General features: G+C 69.1%; 14 protein-coding genes. 12 read left to right on the top strand and 2 right to left on the bottom strand.

Going from position 1 to position 17,915, the window contains the following annotated elements:
* Nucleotides 1–4: 4 nt before the first annotated feature.
* A complete protein-coding gene (locus ABZW96_RS10230) occupies nucleotides 5–1,171 on the top strand; it encodes a class I SAM-dependent methyltransferase (RefSeq protein ID WP_355073244.1) in 1,167 nt (388 codons plus the stop codon).
* A 182-nt stretch (nucleotides 1,172–1,353) separates the two neighbouring features.
* Here ABZW96_RS10230 and ABZW96_RS10225 read toward each other — a convergent pair whose 3' ends face one another.
* Nucleotides 1,354–2,172, bottom strand: coding sequence for a glycosyltransferase family 2 protein (locus tag ABZW96_RS10225; RefSeq protein WP_355073243.1), 819 nt, complete (start codon nucleotides 2,170–2,172; stop codon nucleotides 1,354–1,356).
* A gap of 260 nt (nucleotides 2,173–2,432) precedes the next feature.
* Between ABZW96_RS10225 and ABZW96_RS10220 the strand changes: the two genes are divergently transcribed.
* The 11 genes from ABZW96_RS10220 to ABZW96_RS10170 all read left to right on the top strand — a co-directional run bounded on the left by ABZW96_RS10220 (nucleotide 2,433) and on the right by ABZW96_RS10170 (nucleotide 16,481).
* Nucleotides 2,433–3,509: a glycosyltransferase family 4 protein gene (locus tag ABZW96_RS10220; RefSeq protein ID WP_355073752.1), complete on the top strand. Its 1,077-nt coding sequence runs from the start codon at nucleotides 2,433–2,435 to the stop codon at nucleotides 3,507–3,509.
* The gene (locus ABZW96_RS10215; RefSeq protein WP_355073241.1) at nucleotides 3,506–4,636 is read left to right on the top strand and encodes a glycosyltransferase family 4 protein; all 1,131 of its coding nucleotides are present in this window, start codon (nucleotides 3,506–3,508) and stop codon (nucleotides 4,634–4,636) included. The genes ABZW96_RS10220 and ABZW96_RS10215 overlap by 4 nt, the downstream gene beginning before the upstream one ends.
* Nucleotides 4,637–4,782: 146 nt before the next feature.
* Nucleotides 4,783–6,054: an oligosaccharide flippase family protein gene (locus ABZW96_RS10210; RefSeq protein ID WP_355073751.1), complete on the top strand. Its 1,272-nt coding sequence runs from the start codon at nucleotides 4,783–4,785 to the stop codon at nucleotides 6,052–6,054.
* On the top strand, nucleotides 6,051–7,067 hold the full coding sequence (locus tag ABZW96_RS10205) for a glycosyltransferase (protein ID WP_355073240.1): 1,017 nt from the start codon (nucleotides 6,051–6,053) through the stop codon (nucleotides 7,065–7,067). The genes ABZW96_RS10210 and ABZW96_RS10205 overlap by 4 nt, the downstream gene beginning before the upstream one ends.
* Nucleotides 7,068–7,150: 83 nt before the next feature.
* Complete coding sequence (locus ABZW96_RS10200) at nucleotides 7,151–8,416, top strand: hypothetical protein (protein WP_355073238.1); 1,266 nt, start codon at nucleotides 7,151–7,153, stop codon at nucleotides 8,414–8,416.
* Nucleotides 8,417–8,427: 11 nt separating this feature from the next.
* Nucleotides 8,428–9,693, top strand: coding sequence for a Wzz/FepE/Etk N-terminal domain-containing protein (locus ABZW96_RS10195; protein ID WP_355073237.1), 1,266 nt, complete (start codon nucleotides 8,428–8,430; stop codon nucleotides 9,691–9,693).
* Nucleotides 9,690–11,048 carry a glycosyl hydrolase family 28-related protein gene (locus ABZW96_RS10190; protein ID WP_355073235.1) on the top strand — a complete coding sequence of 453 codons (1,359 nt, stop codon included), beginning with the start codon at nucleotides 9,690–9,692 and terminating at the stop codon, nucleotides 11,046–11,048. Before ABZW96_RS10195 ends, ABZW96_RS10190 begins: the two co-directional genes overlap by 4 nt.
* Nucleotides 11,045–12,409: a GNAT family protein gene (locus ABZW96_RS10185; protein ID WP_355073234.1), complete on the top strand. Its 1,365-nt coding sequence runs from the start codon at nucleotides 11,045–11,047 to the stop codon at nucleotides 12,407–12,409. The genes ABZW96_RS10190 and ABZW96_RS10185 overlap by 4 nt, the downstream gene beginning before the upstream one ends.
* Before the next feature lie 160 nt (nucleotides 12,410–12,569).
* A complete protein-coding gene (locus ABZW96_RS10180; protein WP_355073233.1) occupies nucleotides 12,570–13,937 on the top strand; it encodes a glutamate-1-semialdehyde 2,1-aminomutase in 1,368 nt (455 codons plus the stop codon).
* The gene (locus tag ABZW96_RS10175; RefSeq protein ID WP_355073231.1) at nucleotides 13,934–15,028 is read left to right on the top strand and encodes a glycosyltransferase; all 1,095 of its coding nucleotides are present in this window, start codon (nucleotides 13,934–13,936) and stop codon (nucleotides 15,026–15,028) included. Before ABZW96_RS10180 ends, ABZW96_RS10175 begins: the two co-directional genes overlap by 4 nt.
* 259 nt (nucleotides 15,029–15,287) lie before the next feature.
* Nucleotides 15,288–16,481, top strand: a complete 1,194-nt coding sequence (locus tag ABZW96_RS10170) for a glycosyltransferase (RefSeq protein WP_355073229.1) — start codon at nucleotides 15,288–15,290, stop codon at nucleotides 16,479–16,481.
* Nucleotides 16,482–16,520: 39 nt separating this feature from the next.
* On the opposite strand, the gene ABZW96_RS10165 is transcribed toward ABZW96_RS10170, so the two are convergent.
* Nucleotides 16,521–17,633, bottom strand: a complete 1,113-nt coding sequence (locus ABZW96_RS10165) for a helix-turn-helix transcriptional regulator (protein ID WP_355073228.1) — start codon at nucleotides 17,631–17,633, stop codon at nucleotides 16,521–16,523.
* Nucleotides 17,634–17,915 lie beyond the last annotated feature (282 nt).

Raw genomic sequence — 17,915 nt, 5'->3', positions numbered from 1 at the left:
TGTCATGACCGGCCGCTGCCGCGCCTGCTCCGGCGCCGTTCTGCACACCGTCCTGGATCTCGGGACGGTGCCCGCGGCCGATGATTTCCCGCCCGCGGCACGACCGGTGACGCCGGCGGAGACCACGCATCAGCTGCGGATGGTGCGGTGTGCGCGATGCGAGCTGGCACAACTCGCCGAAGACGACACCGTGGGGTCCGAACCCCGCGGAGTGGAGCCGCAGGCTCTCCGTGATCAGGCCGCTGACGCGATTGCGCGGGTCGACGCGGCCGGCCTGCTGCGCGGCAACACGGTCATCGAATTCGGCAGCCCGCACGGTGGTTCGTGGCTGCCGTTGCTGGCCGAGCGTGGCTGGGCGGAAGCCGACGCCGCGCAGGCGGAGCTGGTCCTGGACTGTTTCGGCATCATGCACGAACCCGACCAGCGTGCAGCCTTCGCCGCCCGCGCCGCGGCCGTCGCCCCGGGCGGATTGTTGCTGTTGCAGTACCACTCGCTCGCCGCCATCGTGGCACAGCGGCAGTGGAACGCGTTGCGCCACGGGCATTTCGCGTACTACTCCCTGCATGCGCTGAGCCTGGCGCTCACCGGCGCGGGCATGAGCGTGACCACCGCGTGGGAGTTCGACCTCTACGGCGGGACGGTGCTGGTGGCAGCTCGACGCGGGCCCGCAGCGCCCGACCGCACCGTGCGCGAGATCCTGTCCCGCGAACGCGAGATCATCACCCCGGAATCGCTGCGCCTGCTACAGCGGTTCGTGGACGATCACGTGCGCGCGCTGCGGACCTGGCTGATCGATGCGGCCGCGGCCGGGCAGCGAGTCTATGCCTACGGGGCGGCGTCCCGGGCGGTTGCCCTGCTGTCGCTGGCTGGTGCGCACCAGGGGCTTGTCGCAGGCGTCGCCGACGTCGCGCCCGCCAAGCGGGGACGCCGAATGCCCGGCACCGACATCCCGATCATCAGCCCACGGGAGCTGATCGAGGCAGCACCCGACCGGGTGCTGTTGACGCTGCCCGACCTGCTGGGTGAAGTGTCGTCCGGACTTCCGGAACTCGACGGTCGCTGGTTCCTCGACGATCCCCGCGGACCCAGAAAAGGAGGTGTGGACGACCGCCACACCCCCTGGGCCGCCCCCGGCCAGCAGTTCACGAGCGAAGGACAGCCGTACCGATGAACACCACCCCTCGGATGCGCCGACACCGGCTGCACTGGCCGGCTGACTCGGTCGCACCGGCCACTGCGCTGATTATCGTGGCTGTCTTGCCGATGTGCGGCGGCACCGCCGCTGTCGACGGCACGAGCTCGACGGTGTGATCGACAGTGGACCCTACCGGACAGAAGCAACCGCGATCGTGCTCAGCGGCCTACCGTGGCCCGCGCTCGCACCCGCAGCCGCGTCCCCAACGCCCGGACCAGACGCAGATCACCGGCCAGCACGTCGGCCGGACGCACGAGATCCGGGTGATCGGCGCCCAGGCGATGATGGAATCGCAGCTGCTCGGTGAGCTTGCTACGGGTCGAGGTGCGACTGCACAGGTTGAACGACGAGTTCCGCCACGCGGCAACGATGTCGCCGAGCCCGACGAAAGCGCCGCGGCTGCCGACGCGGGCGAACAGGTCCACATCCATCGGAAACACCAGGTCGCCGCGCAGTCCGCCGACGGCGTCGTAGTCGGTACGCCGGAACATGGCGGCCGCGGTCGGGCCGAAGTCGGCCGGTCCGCGACGCACGATCATCCGGGCCAGATGGCGGCTGCCGTGCCTGCCGACCAGCTGCGGCAGCCCAAGCCCCGTCTCGAGCATGTCGCCGGACTCGTCGATCACGTCGAACCTGCCCGCGCACAACGCGATCGCGTCGTCGTCGAACTCCGCCGACTGCGCGGTGAGGGCGCCGGGACGCAGGATGTCGTCGGCGCAGACCACCTTCACGAGGTCCCCGGTGGATTCCCGGATCGCCCGGTCCCAATTGGCGCCGATCGGCAGTACCCGATCGTTGCGCAGCACACGCACGCGCGGATCGCGCCGCGCTCGCGCGATGTCACCGGTGCGGTCGGTGCTCGCGTTGTCGAGGATCACGACTTCGAAATCGAGATCTTGGGCCAGCACCGAGTCCAGGGTCGCGGACAGAGTTCGTTCCGCGTTGTAGGCCGGCACGCACACCGACAGTTTCCGCATCCCAAGCCGCCCCTTTGCCAGAATCGCGATCGGACATTGCCTCGTAATTGCCGAAACTATGCCACATTTCACCGCGAGTTGGCATCTGCATTCGGAATTCCCAGTGCTGGATATCAGTTACCGCACCTCTGCGCGACCAGGATGAATCCGGCGTGCAGCCTTATACTTTCCGGCCGTGAACGAGTTCGGCAGACGACTTCACGGTGCGGCGAACGGGACGAAGGGATCGGGTCATGACGAGTGCGTCCGGCGCGGTGAAGGTGCACATGACCGGATCGGAATGGTTCGGCGCCGCGCCCGGCGGGCTGGGCCGATATTTCACGGACTTACACGGCGCTTTATCGGATATACCAGGGATTTCGATGTCGGCCGCCGCTTTCGGCCTGCCCGACCGGATGCATGCCGGGGCGCGATCCTGGGGGCCGGTCGGCGGGTCGACCCTGCGCCGCGCCCGCACCGCGTTCTGCGCTCGCGACGCATTGGACCCCGGCACGGTGGTGGATCGCCACTTCTGCCTCTACGGCCCGGCCGCCAGGGACCGGCGTGGTCGCCGGCTACCACTTGTCGTTCATTTCCACGGCCCGTGGGCGGCGGAAAGTCGAATGCACGGACAGCATCCCGTCGCAGCCTTCGCCAAATACCTCATCGAGCGTATGCGATACGTTTGCGCGGATCGTTTCGTTGTGCTCTCGGAACACTTCCGCAACGTGCTGTGTGACGATTACCGCATCGCGCCCGATCGCATCGAGGTGATCGCGCCCGGGGTCGATCTCACCCGGTTCCGCCCCGCCCCGGTCCCCGCGTCTGCGCCGGTCGTGCTCTGTGTGCGTCGGCTGGAGCGCCGGATGGGGATCGATGTGTTGCTGCGCGCCTGGCCCGGGGTGCTCGCCGAACACCCGGAGGCTCGTCTGGTCATCGTCGGGACCGGCAGCGCCGAGGCGGATCTCCGGCGCGCAGCCACCGAGGGTGGGCTCGACGGCAGCGTCGAGTTCACCGGCCGGATTCCCGACCATGAGCTGGCCGCCCGCTACACCTCCGCCGCACTCACGGTGGTGCCGACCGTAGCCCTGGAGGGATTCGGCCTGATCGCCCTCGAGTCGCTCGCCGCGGGCCGGGCGCCGGTGGTCACCCGGTGCGGTGGTTTGCCCGACGCCGTGCAGGGCCTGGATCCGTCGCTGATCGTGCCGCCCGGCGACCCCACCGCGCTCGCGGCTCGGATCAGCGCGGCGATCGCGGGCTGTCGGCCCACACCGGCGCAATGCCGCGCCCACGCGGAGACTTTCAGCTGGCATGTCGCCGCCCGGCGGCACGCGGCGCTGTACCGGGAGCTCGTATGAGCGGACCCGCCGTCTTCCTCGGCCATACCGCCGCGCCCTCCGGAGCCGAATTGGCCACCCTGCGGCTGCTGCGCACACTGCGGACGCAGGGCACCGAAGTGGCGCTGGTGTGCACCGAGGACGGCCCGGTGATGGCTCGTGCCCGCGACGCGGGGATCGAGACTCGTGTCGTGACAGGCCGATTCGACAGCCGGGCGATGACCACCGCATCCGGCCCGTTGCGGCTGATCACCGGGTTTCTCGCGCTGCTGCGGCTGGGCTGGACGGTCGGTGGCGCGGTCCGCGAGCTGCGCGCTCGGGTATTGGTCGCGGAGAGCAGCAAAGCGCTCGTGCTGGGGGCGGTCGCGGCCCGCCGCGCGCGGGTGCCGCTCGTCTGGCAGGTCCACGACCGGGTGTCCCGGGACTACTTCGGCTTGCTCCCGGCCACCACGATCCGGCTGCTGGCCGCCCTGGTCTGCCGGGGACTGCTCGCCAACAGTCACGGCACCCGTGCCACGCTGCCCGCGCGTATCCCGGCGGCCGTCGCCTATCCGGGCGTCGCCCTGCCTGCAGCGCCGCCGTCGCCGCGCGGACGCGCGGCCGCCGACGCGGTCGTAGTCGTCGTGGGACGGTTGAGCCCCTGGAAAGGCCAGGACGTATTCCTGCGAGCCCTGGCGGCGGTGCCGACCCGGCCTGCTGCGGTGTACCTCGTCGGCGGCACGTTCTTCGATGAACAGCCGTTTCGGCAGTACTTGGAACGACTCGCCGACGAACTCGGTCTGGCCGTGACCTTCACCGGTCACGTCGACGACCCCGACCGGTACCTCGCCGAGGCCGACGTGCTCGTGCACTGCTCGGTGCTGCCCGAGCCGTTCGGGCAGGTGGTCGTGGAGGGTATGGCCGCGGGCTGCGCGGTGATCGCGACGGTGCCCGGCGGCCCGGCCGAGATCATCGACGACGGGCGTACCGGCCGATTGGTTCCTGCCGGCGACGAAGCCGCCCTCACCGCGGCTCTCACCGAACTGCTCGGCGATCCGGCCGCACGCGCCCGGATCGCCGCCGCGGGCGCCGACCGCGCGCGCGACTTCGACATCCGCGCCACGGCACATGTGGTCACCCGCTTCCTCGACGAGGTGGCGCCGCCGTGACCGAACCCGATTACCTGGCCACGCTCACCACCGACGTCTTCCCCCGCGTCGAACTGCCCCCGCGCCCCCGCGGGGTGCACCGGCGCGCCGACGGGGCGCGCGGGCCGGGAGGTGGTGGCGCGCACAGCAAGCCGAGCCGGTTCGAGGTGCTCGGCGATATCGCCCTGGTGAGTTTCGGCAGATACGGTCAGTACATCGTCACGGTCGTGACCGTGCCGTTGATCGCCCGGGTGCTCGGCGCCAACGGCCTCGGCTTGCTCGCCATCGGCATGTCGGCCTACTTCATCGGTTCGCTTGTCGTGGATCTGGGAGTCACGCAGTTCCTGTCCGCCCGCGTGCCGGAGATCAACGCGCGCAAAGACACCCGCTTGCGGGAGATCAACCAGCTGCGCGGCGACTATCTGGCCATCCGGCTCACCACGGCGACGCTGTTCGGTGCCGCGCTCGCCGTAGCCTCGGCCGTGCGCGTGCCGGAAGCAGCGCAGATGGTGCTGCTCGGGCTGTTCGTCGGTGGCTTCTGGTCCCTGTCGGAGGACTGGCTGCTGATCGGTGAGGGACGATTCGGCACCTCTACCGCGTATCAGACCATCGGCCGACTGTGCTATCTCGGGCTGCTGGTCGGCTTGCTTCCCCAGCTGCCGAACTCGCACATCGCCCTGCTGTGCTTACTGCTGTCCTCCGTGCCGACGGTGGCGTTGACATGGTGGGACGCCTGGCGCCGGTACGGGTCGCCTGCTCGTCCTCGCTACTACGGCGTCGTGCTGCGCCGCAGCGTTCCGGTGTTCGTCTCCCGGTTGCTGGTCACCGGCTACGGCCAGGGCGCGGCGACGCTGTATTCGACCGTGCTCGACGCCATCTCGCTGGGGCTGTACTCGGCGGGCGACCGCCTGGTGCGCGCGGTCCAATCCCTGCTCGACGCCATCGGCTTCGCGCTGCTGCCACGGATGGCCCGGCGCGGCGACGACCACGGGTTCTGGCGGCAGAGCCTGCAAGCGCTGGCCGTGACCGTCGCCGTCGCCGCACTCGCTTCGGTCGGCATCTGGCTGGCCGCGCCACTGCTCATCCGGCTGGTCTTCGGTACCGAGTTCGCCGCGTCCACCGGCCTGTTGCGGATCGAGGTGCTGATTCTGCCCGCCACGACGCTCACCTCCTTCATCACCACGGCCATCCTGCCGGTGCGCCAGGACACCACCGGCGTCCTGATCGGCGCGCTGCTGGGGACTCTCGTCGCCGCGGGCGCACTGGTGCTGACCGTGCGGACCCGCTCGGTGCACACCCTGGTCTACGGCCTGCTGGTGGCCGAAATCACCGTCGCCACCTGGCATTTGCTGCGGGTGCGCTTCCTGACGCGCCGGGATCGGGCCGAAGCCGACACCGTGCCGCTGCCGATCGTGCCCCGGAAGGAAATCCGACCATGAGAATTCTGTTCGTCGGCGACGACTGGCTCGGCAGCAACGCGCGTTCGCTGGCCGACGGCTTCCGTCAGGCCGGCCACGACGTGCTCGTGGTCGACTCCACACCGGTGACCCTTCCGGCCAGGCTGTCGCCGCCGTGGGTGTACGCGAAGGCGACCGGCCGACGCGACCGGCGCACAGTCGAACGGGTACACGCCGAGATCGAACGAAACGCTGCCACCTTCCGGCCCGAGATGCTGTTCGTGTTCAAGGGAATCCATCTGGACCAGCAGCGACTGCTCGACGTGCCCGCCGCGTTGCATGTGCACTACAGCCCTGACGACGTGTCCAATCCCGAGAACCTGACCGATGCCTACCTGGCCGCCGAACCCGGCTGGGACCTCATCGTCACCACCAAACAGCACAACGTGCCGGAGTTGCTGGCGCGTGGCGCCCGTGCCGCGGGCTTCGTGCTCAGCGCCTACGACCCGGCCTGGCATCATCCGGCGGCGCGCCGAGGCACAGGTGATCATCTGGTCGGCTTCATCGGAGTGTGCCGACCCGACCGACGCGCCGAACTGGTGTCGCTGGCACGCCGCTACGGACCGCGCCTGCTGGTCCGCGGCCCCGGCTGGCGCCGGGTTCCTGAGTTGCGCGCCACCCGCGCCGTCGTCGGCGGCGCGGTGTACGGTCCGGAATACTCCGCGGCGGTCGCCGAGGTGACAGCCAATCTGGTGCTGCTCAACTCCGGCAACCGCGACACCCACACCTGCCGTACCTTCGAGGTGCCCGCGGCCGGTGGATTGTTCGTCGGTGAACGCACCGGCGAACACGCCGAGCTGTTGCGCGACACCGTCGAGTGCTTCCTGTTCGACGGCACCGACGAACTGGTCTCGATTCTCGATTGGGTGGCCGCCCACCCGGAGCGCGCGGCCGAGGTCGCGGCGGCCGGGCACCGGCGGATCACCGCCGAGGGGCATCGTTACGTGGATCGCGCCCGGCAGATCGTCGGCCTCGCCGCGGAGGTCGGGAACTGAACGCCTACACCGATATAGCCGCCGTCGCGGCTGCACTGGTCACGGTTGCGGCGGCCGCGCTGTGGGTTCCCGGCATCGCCCGCGTGTTCTTCATCGCGCAGGCCCTGTTCTGGTCGCTGTCCTACGTGGCGCGGCCGCTGGTGCTGCTCGCGGTGCTGCCCGATCCGCACTACGGCGACAACATCTCCGACCCCCGGCTGGCCGGACTGGGATACGACCGCGGGATCGGTCTGGTGCTCGACCACGTGGTGTTCGGCTTGTGGTGTTACGCGCTACTGGTGATCGGTTACGCGCTCTGGCGGCGGCGGCACCCCCCGAGCGCCGTCCCGGCCGCGGTCGAAGACCCCGGCGTGATGCCCACGCTGATCGTGCTCTACGGGCTCGGACTGTTGGGCCGGGCGGCATCGGTGGCCACCGGATCGCTGGGCGCGGCCGGTGAGGTCAGCAGCGGCAACCCCCTGCTCAGTTTCGTCGCCACGTTCGCAGGGATCGCGGCGCTCGGAATGATCATCTTCCTCCGGCCTGCACGGCCGCAGACCACGGCGCTGGTGCTCGGCGCCCTGTTCGCGGGCGAGCTGTACTGGTCGTCGGCCGTGCAGTCCAAGACACCGATCCTCGCCGCCGCACTCGCGCTGGCCGTGCGGTTTTCGATGCTCGGCTGGAACCGGCGCACCACGATCGGCGTGGTGCTGATCGGCGTGCTCGGCGTCGCCGGATTCGGCTGGCTGCAGTCGTTCAAGAACTCCGGCACGGCCGCGCTGGACGCGGCCCTCGTCGACTCCCGCTACCCGGAGAACGTCCGGCCGTTCCTGAGTATCCTGCGGCGCTTCGACCTGCTCGAAGCCGCCACCGACGCGTACTTCGTCGGTCCAGGGGGCTGGCTGTCGCCCGGCGAGGTTCTCCACCACGCGAGCCTGAGCCTGATCCCGGCGCAGGTACTCGGTATCGAGAAGCTCCAATCCGGTACGGCCTGGGCGAACGACGTGCGCGGCGCGTCGGTGGATATGAGCACCGTGTCGGTGTCCCTCGCGGAGGGCAACGTGAACGAAGGCTATCTGCTCGGCGGTGAGGTCGGCGTGCTCGTCGCCGTCGTGTTCACCTTCGGGCTGTTGCTCGCGTGGGAGCGCGCACTGTATTCGCGGTTCTTCCCGGTCCTGGTGCTGGGGCTCGCGATCACCGGCGCCTCCACCCTGTTCGAACGCGGGATTCTCGGCAGCTTCGAGAATCTCGGCAAGTTCGCCCAGTCGGCCGTGCTCGCCTGGTTCGTCCATCTGATCGTCACGGAATTCCGCCGCCGCGCGACGCCGCTCCCGTCACCGGCGCACGCTTCAGCAGTTACGAAGACATGAGGTCGCAGTTCATGGGTTTGATCGATATCTGGCATATCGTCCGGCGGCGGTGGATGCTGATCGCCGCCATCGCGCTGACCGTCACGGTGGCCGGCGTCTGGTACGCCTCCTCCCGCGCCGTGACGTACGTGGCCAGCAGCACGATGTACGTCTCGATGGCCACCGGCACCTCGGTCAACGACTCCTACCAGGGCGGTCTGGCGGCCCAGCAGCGCGTGCGGTCCTATCTCGAACTGGCCACCAGCGCCGCGGTCGCGGAGCGGGTCGTCCACGACCAAGGGCTGACGGAATCGCCGGACGAGTTCCGCGGGCGGATCACCGCCTCGTCGCCGCCCGCAAGCACGATCCTGGAGATCGCGGTCTCCGCGCCCACCGCGCAGCGGGCGCGTGATCTCACCGACGCCACGGTCTCCCAATTCCGGGCTCTAATCGACAGTCTCGAATCCATCGAATCAGGCGCTGCTCCCGCCGCCCGCGTCTCGGTCGTCGACCGTGCCCGGTTACCGGCCGCTCCGGCAGGCCCCGGCACGAGCCGGTTCGTCGCCATGGGCTTGTTCGGTGGACTGCTGCTCGGCTTCGCGGCCGCATTTCTGCGCGAACGCACCGACCGGCGTATTCGCACCAGTAGCAACCTCGCCGAGGTCGCGCCGGTCCCGGTGGTCGCCGCCTTCGACCACGGAGAATCCACCTCCGAGGCGGCCCGGCGACTGCGTAATCACCTGCGGGGCGCCCAGATCATCGAATGCACCAGCCTCACCGACCGATCACTATCAAAGGTGGCGAACACCCTGGCGCTGGCCTTCGCCGATGCCGGTCATCCGGTGATCCTCGTCGACGCCGACACCTCCGGCGACGGAAGCTCCGGCACGGTGCCCGGTCCAGGCCTCACGACGCTGCTGCGCGGCGGTGTACCGCTGGACCGGGCGATCACCGAGGACTGGGGCGGGACCGGGGTCGCGGTGCTGCCGATCGGGCACATCGAGCCGGATACGTCCGACCTGATCGCCTCGGAACACTTCGCCCATCTCATCGCCGATCTGCGCGAGCGCTATTACCGCGTGATCATCGAGACCGCACCGGTCAGTCGTGCCGCCGACGCGGTCGCCGTCGCGCCGTTGTCCGATGCCATCCTCGGCGTCGCCGATCTCGGCAGACTCACCGAACCGTGGCTGCGTACCGCCCTGACCGCGTTCGGCACGTCCGGGCCGACCGGCGTGGTCGGCTACCACGCGCCCGGATCGGCGGCGGACCGACTGGTGGGATGGTTGAGGGTATGAGCGACGACATTCTCCGGCGGCGCCGCTTGCTCGCCGCGACTTTGGGTGCGGCGGCGGTACTTCCGATCACCGCCGCCTGCACCACAGCCGAGCCGGACGACCCGCAGTTCCGGTCGCCGACCACCGATGCGCCCGCGGCACGTAACGTCCGGGACTTCGGAGCCGTCGGAGACGGTATCGCCGACGACACCAAGGCTTTGGCCGCAGCCGTGGCCAAGGACCCGGACGAGCCGCTGGTGCTCTACCTGCCCGCCGGGCACTACCGGGTCGAGTCGATGCCCGATCTGCCGGACTACGCCACGATTCTCGGTGACGGCGCCGACGTCACCACGATCGTCTACGCGGGCGAGGGCACTCTGGTGCGGCTGCGCAAGCGCAGCCGGGTCCGTTTCGCCAGGCTGGGCATCTACACGACAGGTCCCGGCTCGACGGCGGTCGACCTGTCGGAATGCTTTCGCTGCTCCTTCGACGCGGTGGTACTGCGCGGCAACCACCTCGCCGACAACCATCCCCGGTACCTGACCCAGCGCGGAGTCGTGTTGCGCGACAACACCGGCGGCACCGCCTTCATCAACTGCGACATCAACAACTTCGGGATCGGACTGACCACATCCTGTATCCAGAACTACGTCACCTCCTCGAAGTTCACCAGTAATCACACCGGCGTCCTCGGCACCGGCAACGACCACAACGCCGGGCTGGCGCTGACCAACGTCGAATTCGTCTCCGACCAGAACCCGCTCACCACCCACCGGCACCTGCGGGTCGACGGCGCCGCCAACGACTGGTGGCTGACCAACGTGTGGTTCGAAGGAGCCGACGTCGCCGTGTCGGTCGGCGAGAACGGGCGCGGCGGGCCCGCGCAGTTCGGCATGGTCAACGCGAAGGTCGCGGCCCGTTCGGTCGGGCTCGAACTGAACTACTGCCGACAGCCGTATCTGGCGAACGTGATCTTCGACGCGGAGTCGCAGCCGCCGGGCATCCCGGTGCGCGTGGATCCGGTCGGCTGTCCGGAAGGCACTGCGCTCGGATTGATCTCGGGGATCACCGACGACATTCCCGTCGAGACGTTTCCGGGCGGCTGGAATGTCATCGGCCGCAAGGGCATGCGCACTCCGCGGTTCACCGGCACCGTGGTATCCCAAGCGGGGCCGCACGGCGCGGACGTGTTCCAGGCACAGAGCAGCGACGGCGCCGTCCGCGCCGCGGTGACCGCCGACGGAACCTGGGTCTGCGAGCACGCCGACAACGGTCCAGTGCTCAAGGCGCCCGACGGCGGCTACTGGCGGCTCACGGTCTCCGACGACGGAAAGCTGGGCACGGTCGCGCTCGGCAGGAAGCGTCCCGGCGGATGACCCGACGCCAGTACCGCCGTATCGAAGCGCAGCCGACCATCACCGGTCCACTCGGAACGCCGGTGCGGTTGCGGCCGCCGCGCTTCGACGATTTCGCTGAGTGGCGGCGGATCCGGCTCCGTGACCGCGCGATCATGGAACCCTACTGGGTCAGCTCGGAGCAGGACTGGCCCGACCGCCACACCGCACGCCACTGGGTGCGGGAATGCCTGGACAACTGGGCCGAGGCACGCGCCGTGCGGCGGGTGAGCATGGTCATCGAGGTGGCCGGGCGGTTCGCCGGACAGATCGAACTGGCCTCGATCGATGCGGCGGCGGGCAGCGCCGAACTCGGCATCTGGATCAGCTCCGCCGTCGCGCGCGGCGGTATCGGCGCTCTTGCCTTGACCATGATGACGGACTTCGGTTTCGACAGTCTCGGCCTCATGCGAATCACCGCACCGATCGCACCCGGCAACATCGCCGCGGCCAAGGCCGCGGCCACGGCGGGCCTGCGGTACGAAGCCCGGATGACCACCTATTTCGATGCCGGTGGCGCACGCCGCGACCACGAGCTGTGGGCGGTGACCCGCCCCGATCGGCCCGACCTCGGCTTCACCGCCGTCTACCTGGCCCGGCAGCGCCTCCACCCGATGACGACGCAACTGCCCGCCGCCCCCGCTGTCCCGCACGGGCCGCCCCGCGTGAGCATCGCAGCCGCGCGTCTGCGGTACCAGCTTTCCCGATTGCGCCGGGTGTTCAGGTGGTTGCGGGGCAGCGCCGCCGTCGCCCTCTCCGACTCCGATGACCGCGGCGGGGTGCTGGTGCGGTCACGCCGTGTCTCCGATTTCCGGCAGCGCCGCGCGGCCCGTATCCGCAACCGGGCGACGCTGGCACGCGATCCGCACATGTCACCCGCCGCGTGGCTGCGCCGACATTCCCTGCGCCACTGGCTGGCCGAACTCGCCGAAGCCAGGGCAGGCCTTCGTTCCGGGCCTGGGCTGACGCTGACGATTCTCGACGACGGCCGATTCGTCGGGGAAGCCCGGCTGCACGGGCTGGACATGTTCGATCGCAATGTCCGGCTCAGCGTCTGGACCGACGCGTCGGTTCGTCCGGAAACCCGCGCGAGCGTGCTCCGCCTGCTGGTGCGCCATGCGACCGAACAGCTCGAGATTCTCCGCGTCGCCATCGCGATCCCCGTATCCGACGTCGCCGCGGCGGCTGCGGTCGCCGCGGCCGGGTTCGCCGAGGAGGGGCGGATGCGCGGGCACCTCGATGTCTTCGGGCCCCGCGGCGATCACGACCTCTGGGCGTACAGTCATCCGGCCCGCACGGCTGCCCCGGATGACGCGCCGGTTCGTGGGGAGCCGGTCCCGTGAGTTCGGCGACCGGGCGCGCCCCGGCGCACGACCACAACACCTCCGGCCGTCCCGCGACCTCCTCGACGCCAGAGCGTATCCCCGCCCGGCACTTCACCGGCACCGCTCTGCTGTACCGGCTTCCGCCGGTATCCTGCCCGAACCGCATACGGAGCACCAGATGACTCTGCACCCCGGCCTCCCACCACACCACGGGTTCGCCCGCAGCAATGCGCTGCAGCGTCGGCTGCACGAGCTGGTGCCGGGCGGCGCGCACACCTACGCCCGCGGAGCCGATCAATACCCCGAGCAGATGGCGCCGATTTTGGTGCGCGGCAACGGATGCCGAGTCTGGGATGCCGACGGCAACCAGTACGTCGAATACGGGATGGGACTGCGTTCGGTCACCCTCGGCCATGCCTTTGCACCGGTTCTCGACGCCGTGACGACCACGATCGCCGACGGAGTGAACTTCAGCAGGCCGACCGAACTGGAACTGCTCGCGGCCGAGGACTTCCTGGACCTGGTTCCCGGTGCGGACATGGTCAAGTTCGCCAAGAACGGCTCCGATGCCACCACCGCCGCCGTCCGGCTGGCCAGGGCCGTGTCCGGTCGCCAGCGGATCGCCGTCTGCGAGCAGCCGTTCTTCTCGGTCGACGACTGGTTCATCGCGACGACACCGATGTCGGCGGGCATCCCCGCTCAGGTCGGCGCCGAAACCGTCCGGTTTCCCTACAACGACGTCGACGCCCTCGCCGCGGTCCTGGCGGGCGACACCGTGGCCGCGGTCGTCATGGAGGCGGCCACCGCGACCGCGGAACCCGAGCCCGGCTATCTCCAAGCCGTGCGCACCCTGTGCGATCGGCACGGCACCCTGCTGGTGTTCGACGAGATGATCACCGGATTTCGCTGGGCCGCAGGCGGCGCACAGTCCGTCTACGGCGTAACTCCCGACCTGTCCTGCTGGGGCAAGGCCATGGGTAACGGATTCCCCATATCGGCGCTCGCCGGACGGCGCGAGTACCTGGAACGGGGCGGTCTGCGCACCGACGCCGACCGCGTGTTTCTGCTGTCCACCACGCACGGGCCGGAAACCAGTGGGCTGGCGGCCTTCCGCGCGGTCGCCGCGGCCTACCGGACCGGCGATCCGATCGCTCGAATGGAAGCGGCCGGCGCCGCACTGGCGACCGGGTTCACCGCGCTGGTAACCGAACTCGGGATCGGCGACCACCTCCGGGTCCGCGGTCGCTCCTCCTGCCTGATCTTCGAAACCCTCGATTCCCACGGGAACCCATGCCAGGCGTTCCGCACGTTGTTCCTGCAAGAACTGCTGCAACGCGGAGTACTCGGGCAATCCTTCGTCACCTCGGCGGCACACGACCACGACGCGATCGCCGCCACCCTGTCGGCTTGCGCGGCCGCGGCCGAGGTGTACCGGACCGCCCTCGAACGCGGCAACGTCGATGGACTGCTGCGCGGACGATCGGTCGCTCCCGCGATTCGACGCACCGCCGCGCCGCGGCAGATCGAAACGAGCACATCTCGATGACCACACCCCGCATCGCCATCGTCCACGAACGGTTCACCGAATTCGGCGGATCCGAAGCCGTCGTGGGCGAATTCGCCCGCACCTGGCCCGGTGCGGACATCTACGCCCCGATCGTCACGCCGGACGGAATCCGCCTGCCCGTCCGGCATGTCCACGACACCTGGCTCTCTCGCGCCCACACGGTGACCCGCGGTCGGCACGCCCCTCTGCTGCCGTTCGTCCCCCGTTCCCTGCGTCGTATGCCGTTGCGGGGCTATGACGCCGTGGTCGTCAGCCACCACTCGTTCGCCACTCAGGCCGCGTTGGCCACCGACGCGCCCGTGATCGCCTATGTGCACAGCCCCGCGCGATGGGCCTGGGATCGAGAGTTCCGCATCCGCGAAGCCGGCGGACGGACCGGCCAGTTCGCCCTCGGCGCCCTGGGCGCACTGGCCCGCCGCACCGAACTGCGAGCCGCGCCGCGCCTGACCCAGGTGATCGCCAACTCGACCGCCGTCGCCGACCGGATCCGCGACTGGTGGGGCCTGACCGCCACCGTGATCAATCCCCCCGTCGATGTCGACCGTTTCACCCCCGATCCCACACGTGCCCGGGAGGACTTCTTTCTCTGCGCCGGTCGCCTCGTTCCCTACAAACGCGCTGATCTCGCCATACGAGCCGCGCAACTCGCCGGCGTGCGGCTGGTCGTGCTGGGCGCCGGTCGTTTCCGGCCTCAGCTCGAAGCCCTCGCCGGACCCGAGACAACTTTTCTGGGCGCCACCTCTACCGACGTCCTGCGGGACATGTACCAACGCTGCCGCGCCCTGCTCATGCCCGGCGTGGAAGACTTCGGCATCGTCCCGGTCGAAGCCATGGCCTGCGGTACCCCGGTGATCGCCATCGGCGCGGGCGGCGCGCTCGACACGGTACGACCGGGCACGACCGGCGAACACATCGCTCCGGGCGCCGATCCCGACGTCGTCACCCGCCTGGCCGCGGCGATGGCCGACTTCGACGCCGCCCGCTACGACCCGCGCATCGTCCGCGCCCACGCGGAAACGTTCGCACCAACCGCGTTTCGGGCACGGATGGCCGCGTGCGTCGCTCAGTAAGCGGCCGCCCAGCGAAGTGCCGAACGCTGTTTGCTCGGCGAGCGTGATCTGCCTGGCCGCATGGTCGAGCGCGTCTGCTCACTCGTCGAGCCGGTCGTAGCAACGGCTGCCGTGACGTATCACAGGTTCTCCGGGATGGGAACGGATGCGCAGGGGGGCAACGTGTTCCGGGTCGATGATGGTCGGTATGGGCGGCATCGTCGACTTCGTTCGGGCCAGGCGCATCAGTGTGCATCCAGCTGTAGAGCGTCGGTGACCCGTGCGGGTGCTGTTGACGGCGAGTGGGTCGCGCGGCGACAGCGAGCCGATGTTGGGGCTCGCGCTGTGGTTGCGGGAATTCGGAGCGCGAGTGCGGGTGTGCGCGCCACCGGATATCGCCCCGCGTTGCGCTGACCTGGGGGTGCCGATAGTGCCGCTGGGGCCGCTGAAGGCCGGTTCGCGGGCCGGGAGGCCGTCGCGGGCCGAGCTGTCGCGGTATGTGACGGACTGGCCCAGAATCCAATTCGACACGATCGCCACAGCGGCCGCAGGATGCGACGTCGTGGTCGCGGCCGGCGTGACACAGGTCGCGGCCCGGTCCGTCGCCGAGAAGCTCGGCATCCACTACCAGTATGTGAGCTATCAGCCGACCAGTCTGCCCTCGCTACATCACCCGCCGATGCCGCTGCCGGGCGATCGACCCGCACCGGAGGCGATCGACAACCAGCTGCTGTGGGAAATCGATACCCACGGTTGGAACGCACAGTTCGGCCACGCGCTCGATACCGGCCGGGCGGCGCTCGGGCTAGGGCCGGTAACCGACGTACGCGACCACGTCATCACCGAGAGTCCGTGGCTGGCCGCGGACCCCGTTCTGGGTCCATGGCCGCAGTCGCCGGAACTGAACGTGGTGCAGACGGGTGCCTGGATCGTCCCCGACGAACGCGCCTTGCCCACCGACTTGTCGGCGTTCCTGGACGCGGGCACACCCCCGGTGTATGTCGGGTTCGGCAGTATGCCGATGCGCAGCGGAATCGCCCGTGCGGCAATCGAGGCGATCCGCGCCCACGACCGCCGAGTCCTCCTTTCCAGTGGCTGGGCCGAGCTGGCCCTGATCGACGATCTGCCCGACTGCATGGCCATCGACGAGGTCAACCACCAGGCGCTGTTCGCTCGGGTCGCCGCCGTCATCCACCACGGCGGCGCGGGCACGACGACCGCCGCCGCCCGGGCGGGCGTCCCGCAAGTGGTGGTACCCCAGATGATGGACCAGCCGTACTGGGCACGCCGGGTGGTCGACCTCGGCATCGGCGCGGCGTGTACGGAAGCCGACCCCAGCGCAGCGTCATTGTCTGCCGCTCTCGACATCGCATTGGCGTCTACCACCCGAGCGCGCGCGAACGAAGTGGGCGGCATGATCCGCTCGGACGGGGCGGCGGTGGCTGCGAAACTGCTGATCGACGGGATCAATTGAGTTTCGGCTCGTAGCCAGCGCGATTCCGCGAGTGCTCATTCAGGTCAGCATTCCCCGCACTTCGGCAATCCGCCGATCCAGCCGTGCCGAGTGCGCGGTGGCGGCAGCCTTCTCCGCCTGCCGGATGGTTGCGCGCGCTGCGTCCAGTTCACGCTTCCTCAGGAAAGACTCCGCGAGCCAGGTGCGGTAGAGGGCCACTTCGCGGGTTCGGTCGGCCGAGAGTTGCCCGATCGCGCGGGACAACAGTGGGCTCGCTTTGGCTGGTTCGCCCAGCTCGACGAAGCACCTGCCTGCCATCACGTCTATCTCGGTACGGTCCATCCAATACACCCACTCCGGCTCAGGAATGTCCGATGACCTGCGCTCATACGACTCGTCGACCGCATCGAGCGCTCGTTCGGCTCCTTCGCGATCACGCGACCGTGCGCATGCCCACGCCAAGCGATCGGTCAGCAAGGACCGGACCACCGGAGGTGCATCTATCGCTCCCTTGACGGCGGTACGTGCGAGCAGCGCGGCCTCACTGGGATTGCCGATATTTGCGATCTGATAGCTGAGGCTGGATAAAAGTTGCGCCGTCAATACGCGGTCTCCGGCATCATCGGCGGCCGATGCGCCGCTCAGGTACAGCCGCTGGGCGTCGTCATATCTACCTGCGTCGCCGGCCACCCACCCGGCGAGTTGTGCGAGCTCACCCGCGACTGTCAACAGCCGCTTGCCCACTCGTTCGGAATAGCTGCATTCCGTGATGACTTCCCGTGCGCTTTCGAACTCCTGCAATACCAAGGGGAACAAGTCCTCGCCACCGACACTGTCGTCCAGATGCCGAAGCTGGACCACACGGTGTTCCATTTCGGTCGCCAGCGATTCTCCGACGCGCCGACCAGTCGAGGCACGCGCCTTGGGCACAGGATCCGCCACCAGCCATTCGTGCGCGACTCGGATCGGGTCCGGTGATGGCGTCATGAGGGCACCAATCGGAATATTCAGTGCCCGTGAGTAGCCAATGATGTGCTCTTGCTTCACATCGCGCTGCCCGTTCTCCAACATGCCGAGCAGCGACTTGCTGTAGTTGGTCTTCGCCGCGAGCGCGGCCAGGCTGACCCCCTGGCTCAGCCGCGCAGTGCGGAGCAAAAATCCAGGATTCTCCATGGAGCCGACGCACCCCCGATTCTGTGGACTCTTGTGGACTGTAAATCGATTCCGCGCCCCACCGATCGATCCGAGACTACTACGTACCGCCTGGTAGAGGCGGGTCCGAATCGTATGGGAGTGGGGGTACCGAATGGAAACGCGCGGAGATACACCGTTGTCGCGATGCTTGTTCTATCGGCAGGAGTGCGGTCTGCCCGCTGTGGTCGACCCGCCGGAACTCGGGCGGATCGTCATGCGAGCGGGGTCAGTGTGGGCGATGACGATGCCTATTCGCCTGGG

Source organism: Nocardia sp. NPDC004168, from assembly GCF_040610355.1.
Taxonomy (GTDB): domain Bacteria; phylum Actinomycetota; class Actinomycetes; order Mycobacteriales; family Mycobacteriaceae; genus Nocardia; species Nocardia sichangensis.
Note: the sequence above shows the minus strand (reverse complement) of the source record. Positions and strands in the feature narration are given on the sequence as shown.

What these genes read in the sequence shown, in the direction of transcription:
- ABZW96_RS10205 (WP_355073240.1), top strand. Translation starts at nt 6,051, where the DNA reads ATGAGAATTCTGTTCGTCGGCGACGACTGGCTCGGCAGCAACGCGCGT.
- ABZW96_RS10225 (WP_355073243.1), bottom strand. Translation starts at nt 2,172, where the DNA reads ATGCGGAAACTGTCGGTGTGCGTGCCGGCCTACAACGCGGAACGAACT.
- ABZW96_RS10165 (WP_355073228.1), bottom strand. Translation starts at nt 17,633, where the DNA reads ATGGAGAATCCTGGATTTTTGCTCCGCACTGCGCGGCTGAGCCAGGGG.
- ABZW96_RS10230 (WP_355073244.1), top strand. Translation starts at nt 5, where the DNA reads ATGACCGGCCGCTGCCGCGCCTGCTCCGGCGCCGTTCTGCACACCGTC.
- ABZW96_RS10190 (WP_355073235.1), top strand. Translation starts at nt 9,690, where the DNA reads ATGAGCGACGACATTCTCCGGCGGCGCCGCTTGCTCGCCGCGACTTTG.
- ABZW96_RS10215 (WP_355073241.1), top strand. Translation starts at nt 3,506, where the DNA reads ATGAGCGGACCCGCCGTCTTCCTCGGCCATACCGCCGCGCCCTCCGGA.
- ABZW96_RS10175 (WP_355073231.1), top strand. Translation starts at nt 13,934, where the DNA reads ATGACCACACCCCGCATCGCCATCGTCCACGAACGGTTCACCGAATTC.
- ABZW96_RS10185 (WP_355073234.1), top strand. Translation starts at nt 11,045, where the DNA reads ATGACCCGACGCCAGTACCGCCGTATCGAAGCGCAGCCGACCATCACC.
- ABZW96_RS10195 (WP_355073237.1), top strand. Translation starts at nt 8,428, where the DNA reads ATGGGTTTGATCGATATCTGGCATATCGTCCGGCGGCGGTGGATGCTG.
- ABZW96_RS10180 (WP_355073233.1), top strand. Translation starts at nt 12,570, where the DNA reads ATGACTCTGCACCCCGGCCTCCCACCACACCACGGGTTCGCCCGCAGC.